This is a genomic window from Fusicatenibacter sp., from assembly GCF_977045365.1.
Window position 1 is genome coordinate 1 of sequence record NZ_CDRRUH010000005.1, and the last position, 20104, is coordinate 20104.

The following is a 20104-nucleotide window of genomic DNA, read 5'->3' on the forward strand; positions in this document are numbered from 1 at the left end:
CGCTGTGGAATTGATGATGGCGGACTCCATGTAGGGATTGCGCTGGTTCAGAAATGTAAAACGAAAAATAAAGTTGTTTTCAAAGGAACCATGGAGCAGCGCAATGATGTAAAGCATCTTATGGAAGACAGGCGGGGTTATAGACGTTACCATCGTTATCACAAAAGATACCGGCAGGCAAGATTCGACAATCGTAAATCTTCTAAAAGAGAAGGACGAATTGCTCCAAGTATCTTGCAGAAACGACAGGCTACAATGAGAGTTATCAATCGGCTGAATAAGTGGATAAATATAACAAATTATTGGCTGGAAGATGTTTCTGTGGATATCCGGGCATTGACAAATGGGTATAAACCTTATCGTTGGCAATACCAAAAATCCAACAGACTGGATGAAAATATCCGTAAAGCAGCTATTCTAAGAGATGGCAGCAAGTGTATGGAATGTGGAAGAGCAAATTGCAGATTAGAAGTTCATCATATTAAACCAAGAAGACGAAATGGTTCAAACACGTTAGATAATCTGATTACATTATGTGAAAGCTGCCATCAGAAAACGGAAGGCCAGGAAGAACTATATATGGATCGATATTTTTCTCTGTTAAAATCTTCTGATCATAAAAACCTGAATTATGCACAACATGTAATGATTGGTAAGAAGTGGCTTAGAAAACAATTGTCAAATTTGGGAGTATTATATCTGACGAATGGTGGAGATACAGCCAACAAACGTATTGACTGGAATGTTGAGAAATCACACGCCAATGATGCGATCTGTATTACGGATTTGCAGCCTGATACCTATGATATGAAAGAATGGGCAATAAAACCCATGCGCAGACAAAGCAAAGCTAAAACAGACAATGTTTCAGGGATTAGACATAGAGATTTGGTTGAGTATACATTCAAAAATGGTGAAACTCACAGAGGATATGTAACAGCACTATACCCGGAACAAAAAGCGATTAATTTTCAAAGCCCAACAAAGCATTGTAAAAAAGTTAATGCGAGGAAGTGTAAATTACTATGGAACTATTCAAAAATCTATTGGTTTGAGAATGCGAGCTAAATACGTTTGTCTATGCTTAGATGTAATTAACTATATTATTTTAAGGAGGTCTTTTTTATGTGGACTCGAGAGGAACTGAAAACCCGCGGAAAAGCCGCATTTTTACGCAATTACTGGATCAGTGTGGTAGCCGCCCTGATTCTGACTCTGCTGGTCGGAAGCGGTACTTCTAATTCTGGAAATTCCAACAATGACAGCAATCAGACTAACTCGGTCGGTATATCTGGATTTACGATTTCTTCCGATAACTTCAATGTGGAATCCTTTGCAGAAAGATTCACTCCGCTTGGACCGGTTAAATTTGTTTTTACTGTCTTCAGCGGCTTTGTACTTCTTGTCATTGGTCTTGCCTTTATTCTGATCCGTATTTTTGTTCTTGCACCATTTGAGGTAGGAGGCTCGAGGTTTTTCATTGAAAACTCGATGGAAAAAGCGGGACTTGGCAACATACTGTTCGGATTCCAGAACGGCTACTATGGAAAAACTGTGTGGACTCTGTTTTTAAAAAATCTTTATATATTCCTCTGGTCGCTGCTTCTTCTGATTCCTGGAATCGTGAAAGCTTATGAATACCGCATGGTTCCTTATCTTCTGGCCGACTGCCCGGAACTTTCGACCGAAGAAGCATTCCGCATCAGCCGTGAAATGATGAACGGTGAAAAGATGAATACATTTATTCTTGATCTCTCCTTTATCGGATGGTATATTCTTTCCGGAATCACCTGCAATCTTGTCGGTATTTTCTATCTGTATCCGTACAAATATGCAACCGATGCCGAACTGTTCCTGGTTCTGAAACAGAATTACTTCTCCAGCCGCAGCTACGGCAATACGTATCAGGCTTACTAAACCGCACAAAAAATCAGGTGCTTCTCTTTTTCGGGAAGCACCTGATTTTTTATGTATTTCTTTTTAAATATATCTTAGATATAATCTTTCATTTCAAAATACCGCATCAGAATATCGGCACAGTTCTCGATGCCAAGATCCGAGGTATTCAGGATCATATGGTAGTTATTGACATCGCCCCATGTCTTTCCGGTATTTTTGTAATAATACTCGGCACGCTGCTTGTCTGTCTCTTCCAGCATCACCTCAGCAGCCTCTCTTGTCAGGGAAAACAGCTTCATGATACGTTTGATCCGGTCCTCTTTGTCCGCGCAGACATAAATATTGATGACGTTGCTTTTATCTTTCAGAAATTCCGAAGCACACCGTCCAATGATAATACACGGCTGTTTCGCCAGCTCACGGATCGCATCCGCCTCAGATTCAAAGGCATTTTCACGCATGCCGTGCTCTACATCGTCCTTATCATATACCGGGATATGCAGTCTCTCGGAAAGTTCTTTCGCAATAATACTCGCCCCAGTACCAAACCGGCGGCTCATCGTAATAACTAAGTTCATCTGCCACTTCCTCCTTCGCACTTCTCATAACGCAAACAAACGCCTTATGACAAATCAAAAAATTTTTCTTTCGCTGTCTTTCATTATAACAAACCCCCACCGAAAACTCAAGGTTTTTCGACAGGGGCATGGATCACTCAGGCGATGGTGATTTCTTCTATTTTCTTTTTTGCGAAATGATTGAATGCCGCGATGACTCTTCCTGTGCAGACCATAGCTATAACAGTGCCGATTCCGATTCCTACCGGGCGGCCGGCACCGACAAGGCCGATCGCAAGGGAAATGACGATGGCGGAGAAATCAAAAAGATTTTTTCCGAAGCCCATGTTCTTTCCGCAGCGCTCGCCAAGAACTCTTGCCAGGCCGTCGGCCGGGTTTGGGACGATGTTGACGTCTACGGTCACAGCGGCGCCGATTCCCGTAAGAATGATGGCAAGGACAAGAACGAGAAGCCGCATTCCCATCTGATCAGGTGCCGGGAGAATCCGGTCGAAGATGGTGATAAAGGCGCTCGTCAGATAACTTGCGGCGACCTGTAAGAGCTGGAACGGCGGGAATTTTCCTTTCAGAAGTACGATCTGTAATATGATGAAGATCAAATACGCCACGAAAACCGCTGTTCCTGTTTCATAACCGAAGATCTGTGCCACGGCGTACGGCATGGAGATGATAGGCGATACGCCGAGGTTCGTCTTCGTATTCAGTGTGATGCCGAGTGCCAGCACCATAATTCCAATCAGATAAAGCGCAATGCGCAGAATCCATTTCTTTTGTTTTTCCTGCATAATTTTCCCTCTTTCTTTCTGTACAACATCTTTATCCTAGCACAGATCGGTGAAAATGTACAGGAAACTCCTCGGATATCCGGGCTATTCCTCTTCCAGTACGCATCCCTCCGGCGCATAGGTCTCGAAAAGCCAGTCCTCAAGAGCATTCAGATTATCGTCGGAATGCTCGACCTCGCGCGCATAGCGCCAGGAAAGCTCCTCGATGTCGTGCATGGAAAGCGTTTTTCCGTTTTCCAGCCACCGTGCAATCAGGATTTCCTGAATCCACCGGACAGAGAACAGCGCGAGTTCCATTTTGGAACAGACCATATCGTCGTAGACGGCGCCGCAGAAATAGGTGTAGACAAAGAACATCAGAAGCTGCTCACCGATGTTTTCCCACTCTGCACGGCGTTCACCTGCAGCACCCCAGGTGCGGTGGAATTCTTCACAGATGGCCTGATAAGCGGTTTCTCCGTTCTGATACAGCGCTTTTTCTGTGCCGTCAAGCACAGTATCCCATTCCGGACGAAGACGCTCGAGACCGCGGAGAACGGCAAGTTCCTTCACCTGGCGGTCATATGCATGAAAGGATGCAGCATCCACACCTTTTTCCGCAAGGCTCTCCGCCACGCACTCGCTTAAGGTTCCCTCTTCCAGATGCTTTTCATACTTCCGAAGCAGGTCATCGATATCATACTCCCGCTGCTCCTCCATACAGATCTGATACTGTTCTGCGAGCTGCTCTGCCGCCGTCATGCGCTCCTGCAGCTGCAGTTCGCGGTTCTGCAGAATCCGGAACAAAACATCTCTCGTGTCTTCCAGCTGGGAGAACATCATGAAGTCAAACTCTTCAAAATCATCCTCCTCGTCGGTCTCCTCCTCCAGAAAACGCACCGGCTCTTTGCAGGACAGGATAATCCGTGCAGCTTCCGGGCAGGAGAGGGACAGGGATAATTCACGCAGACCCTCGTACTCCTCCGTATGGCGCGGGTAAAGGCGGCAGGTGTCACATAAGGAATCCGGCCCCAGTGCCTTGTAAAGATCGCAGAGATTTTCATCATTCAGGAATGCACAGCGGCGATTGTTCTGGTAAAAACACTCTTCCTCCCAGTCGATCGAATTGCGCAGACGCTTTCCAAACTCGCTCTTCTCGTTTCCATACCGCTCCAGGGAATCCTCGTCGATCACGATCTGCCAGCCGGCACAGCACGTATCCGGGCAGTCTCCGGCGGTGCATACAAACTGGTCGTAAAAATATGGTTTTAAATATCTCATGCTTTTTTGTTTCCTTCTTTATATTTCTGTACGATCCACGCGCCAGCCTCGCCGACCGGCATGCCGCTTTTTTCTGCAATTGCTGCGGCGCTCTCGTACTCCGGGTAAACTTTTTCAATCTCACCGTGGCGGCAGATCTTGACTGTCGCATCGCCGTACTCAGTTGCGATAGTCGCAAACTCGCGTTTCATCACGGTGCGCTCCATCCGGCAGCGGCGGATGCCGATTGTGGTAGTCTCGGAGAAAATAATATTTTCCAGAGTCTCCCGCGTTGTATCATCACAGATTACATCCAGCTGGTAAGCCGGGCGGTTTTTCTTCATATAGACCGGAATGTAATGGACATCTCTTGCGCCTGATCGCAGCAGTTTTCCCATGCAGTAGCCGAGCGCCTCGCCGGTGCAGTCATCAATGTTGCACTCCAGCTTCCAGATCGTATCTTTCTCGTCGTTTTCTTCTGTTTCGAGCATCATCGCACGCAGCAGTGACGGGCGCTCATACGTCCGTTTTCCGGCGCCAAGTCCTGTTCTGATACATTTGAAGGATGCCGGCAGTGTCTCTTTGGTACGGATTGCCGCTACAATAGCTGCTCCGGTCGGTGTGACCAGTTCGCCCTGGATTCCGGTCGGAACGAGGGTCAGGCCATGTGCCTGTACGATATTTAAAACAGCCGGTACCGGAACCGGAACCATGCCGTGCTGGCATCTGACAAAGCCGCTTCCCTCGCTGAGGCCCGTCACGATGACTTCATCCGGCGCCAGATTGTCAATACAGACAGCAGCAGCGACGATATCCACGATGGAATCGATGGCTCCGACCTCATGGAAATGCACCTGATTGAGCGGCACGCCGTGGGCTTTTGCCTCTGCTTCCGCGAGGATCTGGAAAATGCGCTCCGCCAGCGCTCTTGCTCCCGGTGTCAGATCGCCGCGGCGGATAATCGCAAGAATCTCCGGCAGCCCGCGGTGCTCATGATGGTGATGATGCTCCCCTGTGTGATCGTAGTCATGGCTGTGCGCATGCTCGTGGTCATGATGATGCTCGTGATCATGCGTATGCTCCTGATCGTGTACATGTTCATGGTCGTGATCATGTGGATGGTCATGCACTTCCGCCCCATCCCCGTGCAGATACGCCATATCGTGATCATGGTTCTCATGCTCTGCATCCAGAATCACATTGAAATCGCAGGCATCCAACCCCGACTTTTTCACTCTTGTAATCGCAATTTCGTATCCCGGCAGTTTCAGGCTTTCCAGTGATTTCTCCAGCACTTCCCGGTCTGCTCCCAGGTCGAGCAGCGCTGCAACGGTCATATCCCCGCTGATTCCGCTCCCGCACTCCAGATATAAACTTTTACTCATCTTGATGTACTCCCATTCTGTTAATCTGTGTTGCAATATATCCGGCTCCATAGCCGTTGTCGATATTCACGACGGCAATTCCGTTCGCACAGGAATTAATCATCGTGAGCAGTGCCGAAAGACCGTTCATACTGGCTCCGTAGCCAACGGATGTCGGAACAGCAATCACCGGCTTATCTACCAGACCACCGAGCACGCTCGCAAGCGCGCCCTCCATTCCGGCAACGGCTACAACGCAGTTAGCGCTCTGAATCGTATCGAGGCGCGAAAACAGACGGTGGATGCCGCTCACGCCGACATCATAGATTCGTTCAACGTTTGCACCGAAGTATTCTGCGGTCTGTGCCGCTTCCTCAGCAACCGAAATATCCGCAGTTCCCGCCGTACAGACAGCGATTTTGCCGATCCTCTTTTTGTCTTTTTTTTCTATTTTCAGAATATGGGAAAACGGATCATACACTACTTCCGGGAACTTCTCCCGGATCAGCTCGTACTGATGCTCACTGGCTCTCGTTCCGAAGACCTCCCCATCCTGCTCGTACAGACGCGTGAAAATTTCAAGCAGATGTTCATCCGCCTTCCGCGCACAGAAAATAACCTCCGGGAACCCGCTTCGAATTTCCCGGTGCGTATCGAGTTTCGCATATCCCATCTCCTCGAATGGCTCTTTTTTGAAATATTTTTCTGCCTCTTCGATCGAAATTTCGTTGCTTTTTACTTTTTCTAATACTTCTCTTGCCTCCAAGCCATTTCACCTCGTTTTCGTTTTTTCCCCTTTTTTTTCACACCCACATACGGTACGACATAAAAAGAAAGCCGAAACCTCTGCCCTGTCAGAACCTTCTCTTTTCTGACACCGCAAATCTCCAGCTTTCTTTATTTTAAACTATGAAGTGCACTTTAAGTCAAGCAGATTCTATACACAAGTATACCCTGCTTTTTGCGTTCGCGCAATCCCTTCTTTTGGCGGTATGGGTCATCCCGCGTATGGAATTGACTCAAAATATTCATGTTCATCGACACCGTCAATCGTATGTGGAAAACCTTCCGCAGTTTCTATATGGATTCGGCACATCGTTCCATCGGAAAGTTCTGCATCCACATACGTTGTTCCATCTGTCTTTTTCGGAGTCAGCTCTGTTCCGGTCGTAAGCACGATGTTTTCCGGGTTTCCATTGCTGTTAAAAATTTCTGCCGTCAGGGTCGTTCCCTCCTTGACAACCAGCGGTCCTGTCAGCCATTCGATCGTATAAGCATCTTCTTTTGCCTCTGGAAGTCCATCTGCCCCAACACCAACCGTTCGATATCCTGCATATGTCCCAAGCATATAGATCCTGTCAGCCCACTGGAATGCATTCACATCCTGAATTCCTTCGTCTCCGATTCTTCCCTCTGCTTTTCCCGCTTCTGCAATTTCATCAGATGTTACCCGAAAAACCGTCACAGAATGCATGAGATCTTCGCCATAAGATTCCTGATACAGATAATGATCACCATCTGCACTTCGAATCATCCATGTCTCTTCATATCCGCCATACAGTTCTTTCTGATATACCAGACCGTCACAGTTCATCTGCATCGTATAAGCATAAAGTTCCAGATTATGATTGTCCTTTCCATCCCCCTCAAAGGTAAAGGAAAATTCTTCTTCCTTCCCATCCCCGTCGAAATCATCCCGGTAAATTTCTCCTTCTGAGAGCTTCACTGCCGTGGCACCTTTTTCGTTCTCTGCTTCCGCACCCTCCGGCACAGCATCCCCCGATCTTTCTGAACTCGCAGCTGTACTTTCTGATCGATTTCCCGTCTCACCTTCCTGAGCTACTCCGCATCCGCTTACCATCGCTGCCGTCAGGCATGCTGCCATGATCCATGCATATTGTTTCATAAAATTCCTCCTTTCTCTTACACCGATCGTCTCTTGATAACTCCATTATACAGAATCCTTCCCCCCCTGCAAGCGATCTCAGAAATCGTAAGATATTTTAAGCAAAACGTAAGAATCCCCGCCGATGCCGCATCAAATGCCGCACCGCCGGGGATTCTGTAAGTTTAACTGTATTCCGCTGCTTTATTTCTCTGCTTCTCTGTTCTTATCCAGCTTCACATTGCGGAAGTACAGTACCATATCTACAGTGATCTCTGCAATGTTCAGGAAATAGAAAGCCCATGCAAGGAAAAAGATCCAGTCTTTGTCCGGGTTGTTCATATAGCTGATAAATTTGTTGGCAATACCGAAAATATATCCGATCCAGATGAACACCTCAAAGTAAAGGCTCTTTCCTTTTGCTGTTCTTGAAGTCCAGGATTTATAAATGGACAGCGGCCAGGACAGGCCAAAGCACAGGATCATCAGTGCTTCCAGTAAGTGGCTTATCATTTCTACAGTCATGTTTTTCTTCCTCTTTCATTTCTTTTTCTGCCGAAAGTCGCTTGCAAATGTCAATGCTCTGATGTCTTTTCAGCTTGAGAGCTGTCTGATTTTCTTCAGACAGCTCTATGGTCTCTCTTGTATTCCGTCGTTGTTATCATTCAAAGATTCCCGTTGAAGCGTAACCTTTAGTCTTCTTTATGCGCTTCTAAGTACTCTTTTCTTCCCATCTCATACAGATTGTTTCCGTAGCTGTCGATAATAACAAAAAGCGGCATATCTTCTACTTCCAGACGGCGAAGTGCCTCTGCACCGAGATCTTCGTATGCGATCAGCTCTGCTTTTTTGATGCATTTTGCAAGCAGTGCACCGGCTCCGCCAATGGCTCCGAAATATACACCATGATATTTCTTCATGGCTTCTACCACTTCCGGAAGACGTGCGCCTTTACCGATCATTCCTCTTGCGCCTACAGACATCATCGTCGGAGCATAAGCATCCATACGACCGCTGGTGGTAGGGCCGGCACTTCCGATAACCTGACCTGGTTTTGCAGGAGTCGGTCCTACGTAATAAATCGTAGCATCGGTAGGATCAAACGGGATTTTTTCTCCTCTTGCGAGCGCTTCACACATTCTCTTATGTCCGGCGTCACGGGAAGTATAGATAGTTCCGGTCAGATATACGGTATCTCCGGCATGCAGTGTTTTTGCCAGTTCCTCTGTTAAAGGCAGCTGAATATGTTTTTCCATGATCAGATCACCTCCGTTTTATGACGGGTAACATGGCAGTTGATGTTGACTGCACACGGCATTCCCGCGATATGAGTCGGCATTGTCTCGATGTTGAGGCCGATAGCTGTGGTCTTTCCGCCAAAGCCCTGCGGTCCGATGCCGAGCTTGTTCACTTTCTCCAGCATTTCTTTCTCCAGATCTGCATAGAACGGATCCGGATTCTCGGAATCGATCGGGCGCATCAGCGCTTTTTTCGCAAGCAGTGCACATTTATCGAAGGTTCCGCCGATACCAACGCCGACTACCATAGGCGGGCATGGGTTCGGGCCTGCTGTCTCAACAACTTCCAGAATGAAATCTTTGATTCCCTGAAGACCTGCAGACGGTTTAAACATGCGGATCATACTCATATTTTCGCTTCCGAAGCCTTTCGGGCCTACGGTTACTTTGATCTGATCGCCAGGAACGATCTCGGTGTAGAGCATAGCCGGGGTATTGTCTCCGGTGTTTCCTCTTCTGACCGGATCTTTGACAACAGATTTTCTTAAATATCCTTTATCATAGCCTCTTCTGACGCCTTCATTGACTGCCTCTGCAAGATCTCCTCCGGCAATGTGTACATCCTGTCCGATTTCCAGGAAAACACATGCCATTCCGGTATCCTGGCAGATCGGCACGTTCTGTGCATCTGCAATTTCGTAGTTCTCTACGATTTTATCCAGAACGCCTTTTGCAATTTCGCCATCCTCGCAGGCACGGCAGCCTGTAATGGCACATTTTACGTCTTCCGGAAGATGATAGTTTGCTTCGATACAAAGTTTTTCTACCACATCCGTAATGGTACTAGCCTGAATTTCACGCATGGGATTCTCCACCTTTCTTTCCTTCTATTTTATCATACCGATCATCCAATGGATTTTCAGCACGGAAAGCGTGTCCAGGGACAGTACTTCTGCCCCGGGCCACGCTTTTTCGCGGTTACTGCATTTTACAGGTGTCTTTTACCTGCATAATCCGGCAGAAGCTGCGGAGATACCATACCGGTATCAATACCTGCCTCTTTTAAGGTCTCAGCGTATTTCTCAACGTGATCCAGATTCATCTTGCCAAGCGTTACGTCTTTGGCTTTTGCTGCAGCAGCTTTTCCTGCATCGCGGCCAAATACAATAACGTCAAGCAGAGAGTTACCCATCAGACGGTTTCTTCCGTGGATTCCTCCGACAGCCTCGCCTGCTACAAGCAGGTTGTTTACCGTATTGGTGAAGCCTTCGCCGTTGATTTCCAGACCGCCGTTCTGATAATGCAGGGTCGGATAAACCAGAATCGGCTCTTTTCTCATATCGATACCATACTGCATGAACATACGGAACATAGCCGGGATTCTCTTCTCGATGGTTCCTTCTCCGTGAAGCAGCTCGATCATCGGGGTATCCAGCCATACAGCCTTGCCCTGCGGAGTCTCAACGCCCTCGTTGCGGTCGTCGGAGCACTCGCGGATGATGCTTGCTGCGGATACGTCACGGGTTTCCAGCGGATGCATGAAAGCTTCGCCGTCTACGTTTACAAGCATTGCGCCAAGAGAACGTACTTTCTCGGTTACCAGAGCACCGAAGATCTGAGCCGGGTAAGCAGCTCCGGTCGGATGGTACTGAATGGTATCCTGATACAGAAGCGGAGCACCTGCACGGTATCCGAGGATCAGACCGTCAGCGGTTGCACCGTAGTGGTTAGAGGTTGGGAAGTTATTGTAGTGAAGGCGTCCTGCACCACCTGTTGCGATGATGACCGTTTTTGCTTTTGCTACCTGGTACTCTCCGGTCTCCATGTTCTGGAGAACAGCACCTGCAACCTGTCCCTTGTCGTCTTTGATCAGCTCTACTGCGGAGGAGAACTCGATTACCGGGATTCCGCGGTTGATGACTTCATCACGCAGAGTTCTCATGATCTCTGCTCCGGAGTAGTCACGGCAAGCGTGCATACGTTTTCTGGAGGTTCCGCCGCCGTGTGTTGTTACCATACGGCCGTTCTCATCTTTGTCGAACATAACGCCGAGATTCTCCAGCCAGGAGATTGCATCCGGAGCTTCCATTACGAGCTTGCGGAGCAGTTCCGGTCTTGCAGCAAAGTGTCCGCCGCCGAATGCATCAAGATAATGCTGTGCCGGGGAGTCGTTCTCTTTGTCAGCTGCCTGGATACCACCCTCTGCCATCATGGTGTTTGCATCACCGATACGGAGCTTGGTGGTAATCATAACGTTTGCGCCTGCCTCGTGTGCTTCGATCGCTGCAGAAGAACCTGCTCCGCCGGCACCGATCACGAGTACGTCTACGTCGTAATCTACTTTGTCAAGGTCAATATCAACACCTAAAATACGGCTGTTGGACTCCAGCAGGTAGCCGAGCTCTGTCGGAACTTTCTCGCCTTTGTTCGGGCCGACTTTCAGGGTAATGAAGCCTTCCTCTTTATAGTCCGGATGATATGCTGCAAGAAGGGCATCTTTCTCATCCGCTGTCATTCTTCTTGGCTCATTTGCCATTCTCTGGGCTCTGGTAGCTTCCACCTTTTTGATGGATTCCTGCATATTAGCCAGTGTATACATTCGAATTTCCCTCCTTATTTCTCAATCTCACGGTTGTTGTAAAGTTCCTGCATTTCCTCGATCGGTTTGTTCATAACCTTCTCGATCAGATCATCGAATTTTCCTTCGTTGATCTCTGCTACACGGTTCTTTACGTGTTCAGACTTCGGAGCAATATATTTTCCATTCAGACGTCTTGCCAGCTCTCCTACCATCGGATGGGAGATTCCGGCCGGACAGCGGGATGCACAGATTCCGCAGCCGATGCAGTCGAAGGACTCTTCTGCACATTTTTTGAAGTCGCCTCTCTGTGCGTATGCGATATACTGCATAACGTTCAGATCCTGAGGACATCCTTTGGTACATGCATTACATCCAACGCAGCTGTAGATTTCCGGATACAGATCCATCATGACTCTCTGCTCTGCGCTGATCTCTTCGATATCGTAGGTTCTCTTGTCGATCGGATAGAACGGAAGGCTTGCGATATACATACCGTCTTCTACCTGTGTCTGACATGCCAGACAGGTTTTCAGCTCATTCTTTCCTTTGATTCTGTAGATGGTCGCACATGCACCGCAGAATCCGTGACGGCATCCGCATCCGCGTTTTAACTGATATCCGGCATACTCCATAGCGGTCATGATGGTCAGATCGCCAGGTACGGAATACTTCTTGCCGTAAACGTAAATATTTACCATTTCCTGCATTTTCTTCAACCTCCGTTTAATATTCGTTCGGTAATTCGTCAATCTCGTCGCAGCGGAAAACCGGGCCGTCTTTGCAGACGTATTTATCTCCGATGTTGCAGCGGCCGCATTTTCCGATACCGCATTTCATACGAAGCTCCAAAGTGGTGTAAACCTGTGTTTTCTCATAGCCCAGTTCCTGAAGTCCCTGAAGAACAAATTTGATCATGATCGGCGGTCCGCAGATCAGAGCTGTTTTGTCAACGGACATGTTCAGTTCTTTCACATAATTCGGAACGAATCCTACATGGCCGTCCCAGCCTTCCTGCTCGCGGTCAATCGTCAGATGTACGTTAACATCTTTTGCTTTCGCCCATACTTCCTGGATTTCTTTTAACTGTACCAGATCATCCTTGGAACGGGAACCGTAAACGATATCTACGGTACCGTAATTATCACGGTTGTCCAGTACGTAATTGATCACGGAACGCAGCGGAGCGAGTCCGATACCACCGGCGATGAACAGCAGGTCCTGTCCTTTTAATACAGTTTCTACCGGGAAATGATTTCCGTACGGTCCACGAACCAGGATTTCATCTCCTACGGACATATTATGAAGATAATTTGTCAAAGTACCGCACTCTTTAATTGAGAACTCCTGGTACTCTTTGTTTGTCGGTGAGGATGTAATGGAAAACAGTGCCTCTCCAACGCCCGGTACGCAGAGCATTGCGCACTGGCCAGGCATATGTTCAAACAGCTTGGTGCCGTCCGGACGAACGATACGGAATGTCTTTACGTCCGGTGTTTCGCGGCGGATATCTGTGATGATACCTACCTGCGGCAGCAAAGCATTTTTCTTTTCTTCGCTTCCACAACTACAATTGCACATTTACTTGGTACCTCCCATGCGTTTGATGACTTTTACGATATTCAGCGACTGCGGGCATTTCTCTACGCAGCGTCCGCATCCGACACAGGAATACATTCCATCGTTGTTGTCCGGGAAGTAAACCAGCTTGTGCATGAAACGCTGACGGAAACGCTGCATCTGTGTGGTACGGTTGTTTCCTGCTGCCATCATCGTGAAGTCAGAGTACATACAGGAATCCCAGCAGCGATAACGCTGTACGCCGTTTCCGGTATTGAAATCCTTGATATCATAGCACTGGCAGGTCGGACAGGAGAACGTACAGGTTCCGCAGCCTAAGCAGGCGTCGGAAAGCTCTTTCCATTTCGGATCATCGAAACGCTCTTTTGTCTTGCCTACACCCCATCCCTCGAGGGAGAGATTGCTGTTTGGCATCTTGTCGATCAGGGTACGGATCGCTTCTTTTTCAGCCTCAACCTCTTTTGTAAGATCCTGCTCGGTGAGGTACTCTTTTACAAGCTCTGTCAGTTTCTCACCCTTTTCGGTTTTTGCTTCCCATGCATAACCGTCAGCTACCTGCCACATCGCAACATCTGCCTGCGGTTCTGCCGCATCGATGCCGAAGGTCTTGCAGAAGCAGCTGTCTTCCGGCTCATGGCATGCAAGAGAAACCACGATGCCATGCTCTCTTCTTGCTGCGTAATAAACGTCAGCCGGCTCGCTTAAGAATACGCGGTCCAGAACATCGAAAGCACGGACATCACATGGACGAACGCCGAAAATAGCGAACGGTGCGTCTTTTAATGCTGCCGGTTCGATGCTTGTCTTGTTTGCCTTCTGATAGCAGGAGTAAAGAACTTCACTCTGCGGGAAAAAGGCGTCTTTTGGGGATTTTACGGTTTTTAAGGTATCGAGATCCACCTTCGCGTCCTCAGTCCAAAAACCGAAATTGGTAATTCCATTGTTTTGTACCGGAAGGAAAAGATCCATCTCCTTTGCAACAGCGGCAAGGAGCTCCGGCATTTTTTCTCTGCTAATCTGATACATCCCTTAACCCCTTTCCTTGACGATACTTGGCTCTACATCTTCCTGTGTGAAGTTGGTGAGCGGTGCACGGCTGTCAGTGTCTTCTCCTGCCTGATACTCTCCGTAGAACTCATCGATATCTTTGATGAATTTACGATTCAGAAGGTGCAGCGGAATATGCTGCGGACATACGCGGGAACACTCACCGCAGTCCGTACAGCGTCCGGCAACGTGAAATGCACGGATGATGTGGAACATCTGCTCCTCAAATGTCGTAGTATTTGCTTTCTGTGCAGTATCGTAACGGTCATTGTCAAATACGCACTTGATACAGCTGCAGGCCGGACATACATTACGGCATGCATTACAGCGGATGCAGCGGGAAAGCTCATTCTGCCAGAATGCGAACCGTTCTTCCGGAGCCATTGCCTCGAGCTTTTCAACCAGTTCGAAACGGCCTTCTTTTGCCGGTTTCTCCTCGTCACAGCCTTCTGCGAGCTCGTCGTATGCTACATGTTTTCCGCCTTTGCAGGCCTTACATCTCTCGAGGATGACATCCTCTCTTTTCAGCTCTTTGTCACCGTAAACCGTTGCAACTTTGATGGTATCACCGTCCTCTGTTACAGCGGTAATACCCTTGCAGCCTGCTTCACGGATTTTCTCAATATCGAGTTTTCCGTCGCATCCTACACCAACGATATAGGTTTTCTCACGGTCCACACGATGCTCTTTGATTAACTGATTAAAGCTGTAGGTATCGCACGGTTTTAAGAAAACGAGTGTTTTTCCTTCTTCTTTTGATGCTTTAATCATGTATTTGCTTAAGTTGGCACCACAGAATCCGTCATAGGTAAATTCGTCAAGACTCTCGGCACTTTCAAAAAATGCAGGCTCTGCGCTGAAATCTGTATCGCCTTTTCTCCAGCCAAGAACGCGGACTACGGTACCGTCAGACAGAAGCTCTTTTGCGCGTGATACTAATTTTTCTTGCATCGTAAATCCTCCAATCTGACATTCTTACCAAGACTTCTCACCTGCTCAATGAACTCGTTCATGGTCTGGGAGAATTTCACACCTTCTGCGGCGGATACCCATTCCACACGGGTACGTCCGTTCTCAACACCAATGTAATCGAGCATGGAGAACAGCAGGGTCATACGTCTTCTTGCATAATAGTTTCCTGTACTGTAATGGCAGTCTCCCGGATGACATCCGCAGAGAATAACTCCGTCAGCACCCTTCTGGAATGCTCTTAAGATAAAGAGCGGATTGACACGGCAGGAACATGGAACACGGATGATCTTTACATCTGCCGGATAGGAAAGGCGGCTGGAACCTGCCAGGTCTGCTCCTGCGTAGGAGCACCAGTTGCAGCAGAATGCCACGATGACTGGCTTAAATTCTTTGTTTTCGTTGTTATCTATCGGCATATTGCATCTACCTCCGCGAGAATTTGTCTATTGGAGAATCCTTTCAGGTCCATAGCACCGGACGGACATGCAACGGTACATGCACCACATCCATGGCAAAGTGCGCCGTTAACGACTGCCACATGTCTGGTTTCACGGATTCCATGGTCGTTGACCTGACGATCTTCGTAAGAAATCGCGCCGTATGGGCAGACTTTTTCACAGGATGCACATCCGTTACAGAACAGCGGATTGGATTCTGCTGTACACGGGTTGGTGGTCAGTTTGTCTTTTGCAAGCAGTCCGACTACTTTAACAGCAGCTGCTCCGGCCTGTGCAACGGTTTCCGGAATATCTTTTGGTCCCTGGCATACACCGGAGAGGAAAACTCCTGCGGTCGGAGACTCGACCGGACGCAGTTTTGCGTGTGCCTCGGTAAAGAAGTCGTTGGTATCCATACTTGCAGTCAGCATGGTAGCCAGTTTTCTTGCATCTTTACTCGGTTCGATTGCCGTTGCAAGGACAACAAGATCTGCTTCCATCTTAATCTGGCGGTTGTCCAGAAGATCGGATCCCTGTACCAGAAGACGTCCGTTCGGAGCCTCAGATACTTTTCCTACCTGACCTTTGATATAGTCTACACTAAACTCTTCTACTGCACGGCGGTAGAACTCATCGAAGTTCTTACCCGGGGTACGAACATCAATGTAGAAGACATGTACATTGACATCCGGATAGTGGTCACGCACCAGCATAGCCTGTTTTGCGGTGTACATACAGCAGATCTTGGAGCAATAGCTCTTTCCTCTGCAGGTTACGTCACGGGAACCAACGCACTGGATAAATACGATATCCTTCGGATGCTCGCCATTGGAAAGACGTACTACTTTACCGCCTGTCGGGCCGGCAGCGTTCATCAGACGCTCCATCTCAAGAGAGGTAATAACATCCTTGCTCTGGTTGTAATAATATTCATCAAACTTATCCAGATTGATGGTATCAAAACCGGTTGCAACAACGATGGCACCGTACTCTCTGGTAATTACTTCATCTTTCTGATCGTAATTTACTGCACCTGCTGCACAGACTTTGGAACAGATACCGCATTTTCCGGTTTTGAAATGGATACAGTTTGCAGTATCAATGACCGGCACATTCGGAACTGCCTGTGCGAACGGTGTGTAAATTGCAGTACGTGTGGACAGTCCACGGTTGAACTCGCTTAAGTTTTTCTTGGATGGACATTTCTCCTGGCAGAGGCCACATCCGGTACATTTGTCCATATCTACGTATCTTGCTTTTTTGCGGATGTCTACTTTGAAATCACCGACAAATCCGCCAACGCTCTCTACTTCACTGTAGGTATAGATGTTGATCTTCTCATGGGCATTTACCTCTCCCATACGAGGAGTCAGGATACAGGAAGAACAGTCGAGGGTTGGGAATGTTTTATCAAGCTGGGACATTCTTCCGCCGATACTCGGGGTCTTCTCTACGATATCTACTTCATAGCCTGCATCTGCGATATCCAGTGCTGTCTGAATACCTGCGATACCGCCTCCGATCACCAGAGCACGTTTTACAACGCGGCTCTCGCCCGGGGTAAGCGGGGTGTCCAGCATAACTTTTGCAACGGCTGCACGGGCCAGGATCACGGCCTTCTCGGTAGCCTCTTCCATATCTTTATGAATCCAGGAACACTGCTCACGAATGTTTGCAATCTCCAGCTGATACGGGTTCAGACCCGCTTTTTCTGCTGCTTTGCGGAACGTTCCTTCATGCATACGCGGAGAGCAGGAACAGATCACAACGCCGGTCAGATGCTCGTTCTGAATGGCATCGATCACTTTCTGCTGACCTGTTTCGGAACACATATACTGATAATCCTCTGCATGTACAACACCCGGCTCTTTGCTGATGACATCAACAACTTTTTTAACATCAACGGTAGCCGCAATATTTGTACCGCAGTGGCAGACAAATACTCCTATTCTTTGCACTTTTCTCTCACCTTTCTGTGGATGGGTTGTTTTTTACTTTCTATATTTACGGAATGCACTCATCAGTAGCTGCTGCGGAGTCTCATCGTCCAGAAGTGCCGGAATTTCATCCGGGGAGAGATAATTCTCACCTTTCTGGCGGATGACAGAAAGACGGACTGCCTCGATCAGTTTGGCAGGTTTTACGTCTCTTGGACAGCGCTCTACGCATGCGAAGCAGGAGAGGCATTTCCAGATGGACTTGGAGTTCATCAGCGCTTCCACATCGCCGTTCTGTACATAGGATACGAACTGATGCGGACGGATGTCCATCTCATTGTAAGCAGGGCAGGATGCAGAGCATTTACCGCATCTCATACATTTTCTGGTATCCACGCCGGCGATGGCACGGATTTCATCGGATGTTACAATTTTCATGCCTGCACCTCCTCTTTGATGCCGAGTGCTTCTGCAAGAAGCTCGGTAAAGTAGGTAACCGGAAGACCTTCTTTTGTTCCGTTATTGCGCAGGTTGTACATGCAAAGCGGACATGCGGTGATCAGTTCTTCTGCTCCTTTGTAGGATGCGGACGCCATGATCTGGTCTACCATGTTGGATGCCATTTTCTTTTCTTTCAGGGATATGTAGCCACCGCAGCACTCATTTCTCATCGGATATACGACCGGTGTTGCGCCAAGGGCCTTGATAAAGTCTTCAATGATAGTCGGATTTTCCGGATCGTCAAACTGCATTGTGGTACTCGGACGAAGCAGCATGCAGCCGTAATATGCGCCGATTTTTCTTCCTTTTAATGGATTTACCACTTTCTCTTTGATCTTGTCAAATCCAACGACGTCACGCAGTACTTCCAGATAATGAAGCACTTTTGTTTCGCCAAGATACGGCTCGGAAAGAGCCATGTAGTTGTTTACTTTGGTCTGAATGTCCTCTACATTCGCCATGTCATCGTTTACGCGTTTGATCACGTGATGACAGGCGGAACAGACTGTGATCAGATCCTGTCCTTTTTCTTTGGCGTCTGCTAAGGCGCGAACCGAAGAAAGTTTTGTGGCGATTTCATCGGATGCCTGTGGATACACGGCTCCGCAGCACTGCCAGTTTTCAATTTCTTCCAGTTCAAATCCCAGAACTTTTGCGCACTCTCTGGCATAGTGATCCAGATCTTTTGCTTTGTTCTTCAGCGTACAGCCCGGAAAATAACTGTAGGTCATGGAATTGCTCCTTTCTTACTTGCTCCTGTTGGTTTCCATTTTTCCCGCGGTATCTTCTGTCCGGCACCGGAAAAGCTTCCGGTACTCTTCTTTTCGTGCACCCTCCGGAAAACCCCTTCAGGCGCACGTTAAGGCAGTGGGAGATACCGCTCTTTCGCACTTTCTGCCACTGCCATAAGGTTTTATGTTTTGAGCTAAAAAACGCTCTTAGTGCTCGATCTGTGCGATAACTGCTTTTAATGCATCGGCACTTGCTTTGAGTTTTTCTACTTCCTCTTTTGTCATGCGCATTGGGATCTTGCCCTGTACGCCTTTCGGTCCAACGAGGGTCAGTGTGCTTAAGCATACATCCTCGATGCCGTACTCACCGTGCATCATGGAAGATACGGTTGCTACAGAATCGGAAGAAGAAAGAATGGTTGCTACCAGCTTACATACTGCAACAGATACTGCATAGAACGTAGCTCCTTTGTTTGCAATAACCTGTCCACCGGAGGTTCTGACATACTCAAGCATAGCATCTTTGTCGATCTTGGTAACGTCTCTGCCCATTTTTTCTACGCTCTCGTAGTACTCGTCCAGGCTGACACCGGAAACGTAAGCGCCGCTCCACGGAATGAAGGAAGTATCGCCGTGCTCACCGAATACGTAAGCGTGGATGTTTTTCTGGGCAATGTTGAGGTGTTCAGACAGTCCGCAGCGAAGTCTTGCGGAATCCAGCATGGTACCGGAACCAAGGATCTGGTTTTCCGGAAGTCCGGAGATCTTTGTAAACACGTAGGTCATGATATCAACCGGGTTGCTTACAATGATGTAGATGGCATTCGGAGCCGCTTTTACGATTTCCGGTGTGATGGATTTTAAGATGTTTACGTTGGTCTGGGTCAGCTCAATACGGGTCTGGCCAGGCTTTCTTGCAATACCGGAAGTAATAATTACGATATCAGAGTCCTTGGCATCCTCATACTCACCGGCAATGATGGAGACCGGATCGCGGAAGCAGGTACCCTGCGCGATGTCCATAACCTCTCCCTCTACTTTTTTCTTGTTAATATCGATGAGGACGATCTCAGATGCGATATCTTCGTTCGACAGTGTATAGGCGATCGTAGATCCAACGCTTCCAGCTCCAATGATGGTAATCTTGCTGCTCATAAATACTCCTTTCTAAAATACCCCTAGTTGGTTTTTGTGATTGATAAATTTTTCACTTTCCTTATCATAGCACTATGACAAGAATTTAACAAGTGTTTTTTTCGAGCATTTTCGTGAAATCTTTTTTCTCACCGAGCCCGTACGCTTCCAGAAGGGGTGTTCTGGACATATTTCAAT

Annotated in this window: 21 protein-coding genes; 2 read left to right on the forward strand and 19 right to left on the reverse strand. The window is 47.9% G+C overall.

All coding sequences use genetic code 11. The features are described 5' to 3' along the window. Positions 1-1068: RNA-guided endonuclease IscB (iscB, locus tag ACY2VW_RS02185; RefSeq protein ID WP_461876824.1), on the forward strand; the 1068-nt coding region annotated here is incomplete at its 5' end. Positions 1069-1125: 57 nt separating this feature from the next. Then, entirely contained in the window at positions 1126-1917 is a 792-nt protein-coding gene (locus ACY2VW_RS02190) for a DUF975 family protein (RefSeq protein ID WP_461876825.1), read from the forward strand. 74 nt (positions 1918-1991) lie between these two features. On the opposite strand, the gene ACY2VW_RS02195 is transcribed toward ACY2VW_RS02190, so the two are convergent. From ACY2VW_RS02195 to ACY2VW_RS02285, 19 genes are all read right to left on the reverse strand, one after another. Further along, positions 1992-2477: a cytidylate kinase-like family protein gene (locus ACY2VW_RS02195; protein ID WP_022461910.1), complete on the reverse strand. Its 486-nt coding sequence runs from the start codon at positions 2475-2477 to the stop codon at positions 1992-1994. Between the two features lie 137 nt (positions 2478-2614). Beyond that, positions 2615-3262 (reverse strand): YczE/YyaS/YitT family protein, encoded by a 648-nt coding sequence (locus ACY2VW_RS02200; RefSeq protein WP_461876826.1) that lies wholly within the window; start codon positions 3260-3262, stop codon positions 2615-2617. Between the two features lie 84 nt (positions 3263-3346). Further along, positions 3347-4522 carry a flagellin lysine-N-methylase gene (gene fliB / locus ACY2VW_RS02205; RefSeq protein WP_461876827.1) on the reverse strand — a complete coding sequence of 392 codons (1176 nt, stop codon included), beginning with the start codon at positions 4520-4522 and terminating at the stop codon, positions 3347-3349. Beyond that, positions 4519-5886, reverse strand: a complete 1368-nt coding sequence (larC, locus tag ACY2VW_RS02210; protein WP_461876828.1) for a nickel pincer cofactor biosynthesis protein LarC — start codon at positions 5884-5886, stop codon at positions 4519-4521. The genes fliB and larC overlap by 4 nt, the downstream gene beginning before the upstream one ends. Continuing rightward, positions 5879-6631, reverse strand: coding sequence for a nickel pincer cofactor biosynthesis protein LarB (larB, locus tag ACY2VW_RS02215; protein ID WP_461876829.1), 753 nt, complete (start codon positions 6629-6631; stop codon positions 5879-5881). The genes larC and larB overlap by 8 nt, the downstream gene beginning before the upstream one ends. Positions 6632-6862: 231 nt before the next feature. Then, the gene (locus ACY2VW_RS02220) at positions 6863-7771 is read right to left on the reverse strand and encodes a hypothetical protein (protein ID WP_461876830.1); all 909 of its coding nucleotides are present in this window, start codon (positions 7769-7771) and stop codon (positions 6863-6865) included. Positions 7772-7954: 183 nt separating this feature from the next. Beyond that, complete coding sequence (locus ACY2VW_RS02225; RefSeq protein WP_441141533.1) at positions 7955-8275, reverse strand: hypothetical protein; 321 nt, start codon at positions 8273-8275, stop codon at positions 7955-7957. A 167-nt stretch (positions 8276-8442) separates the two neighbouring features. Next, the gene (locus ACY2VW_RS02230) at positions 8443-9006 is read right to left on the reverse strand and encodes a Fe-S-containing hydro-lyase (protein WP_461873287.1); all 564 of its coding nucleotides are present in this window, start codon (positions 9004-9006) and stop codon (positions 8443-8445) included. A 2-nt stretch (positions 9007-9008) separates the two neighbouring features. Continuing rightward, entirely contained in the window at positions 9009-9851 is an 843-nt protein-coding gene (locus tag ACY2VW_RS02235; RefSeq protein WP_055265393.1) for a fumarate hydratase, read from the reverse strand. Between the two features lie 125 nt (positions 9852-9976). After that, a complete protein-coding gene (locus ACY2VW_RS02240) occupies positions 9977-11587 on the reverse strand; it encodes an FAD-binding protein (RefSeq protein ID WP_461876832.1) in 1611 nt (536 codons plus the stop codon). 14 nt (positions 11588-11601) lie between these two features. After that, positions 11602-12276: a 4Fe-4S dicluster domain-containing protein gene (locus ACY2VW_RS02245; RefSeq protein WP_461876833.1), complete on the reverse strand. Its 675-nt coding sequence runs from the start codon at positions 12274-12276 to the stop codon at positions 11602-11604. A gap of 16 nt (positions 12277-12292) precedes the next feature. After that, a complete protein-coding gene (locus ACY2VW_RS02250; RefSeq protein WP_022461174.1) occupies positions 12293-13147 on the reverse strand; it encodes an FAD/NAD(P)-binding protein in 855 nt (284 codons plus the stop codon). Beyond that, complete coding sequence (locus ACY2VW_RS02255) at positions 13148-14173, reverse strand: 4Fe-4S dicluster domain-containing protein (RefSeq protein ID WP_461873284.1); 1026 nt, start codon at positions 14171-14173, stop codon at positions 13148-13150. 3 nt (positions 14174-14176) lie between these two features. Beyond that, complete coding sequence (locus ACY2VW_RS02260) at positions 14177-15145, reverse strand: 4Fe-4S dicluster domain-containing protein (protein WP_022461172.1); 969 nt, start codon at positions 15143-15145, stop codon at positions 14177-14179. After that, positions 15130-15582: a hydrogenase iron-sulfur subunit gene (locus tag ACY2VW_RS02265; RefSeq protein ID WP_118741715.1), complete on the reverse strand. Its 453-nt coding sequence runs from the start codon at positions 15580-15582 to the stop codon at positions 15130-15132. The genes ACY2VW_RS02260 and ACY2VW_RS02265 overlap by 16 nt, the downstream gene beginning before the upstream one ends. Continuing rightward, positions 15573-17561, reverse strand: coding sequence for a CoB--CoM heterodisulfide reductase iron-sulfur subunit A family protein (locus ACY2VW_RS02270; protein ID WP_022461170.1), 1989 nt, complete (start codon positions 17559-17561; stop codon positions 15573-15575). The genes ACY2VW_RS02265 and ACY2VW_RS02270 overlap by 10 nt, the downstream gene beginning before the upstream one ends. A 33-nt stretch (positions 17562-17594) precedes the next feature. Then, on the reverse strand, positions 17595-17978 hold the full coding sequence (locus ACY2VW_RS02275; protein WP_022461169.1) for a 4Fe-4S dicluster domain-containing protein: 384 nt from the start codon (positions 17976-17978) through the stop codon (positions 17595-17597). Continuing rightward, positions 17975-18772 (reverse strand): CoB--CoM heterodisulfide reductase iron-sulfur subunit B family protein, encoded by a 798-nt coding sequence (locus tag ACY2VW_RS02280; RefSeq protein WP_022461168.1) that lies wholly within the window; start codon positions 18770-18772, stop codon positions 17975-17977. Before ACY2VW_RS02280 ends, ACY2VW_RS02275 begins: the two co-directional genes overlap by 4 nt. A 207-nt stretch (positions 18773-18979) precedes the next feature. Next, a complete protein-coding gene (locus ACY2VW_RS02285; protein WP_461873283.1) occupies positions 18980-19927 on the reverse strand; it encodes an L-lactate dehydrogenase in 948 nt (315 codons plus the stop codon). Between the last annotated feature and the right edge of the window lie 177 nt (positions 19928-20104).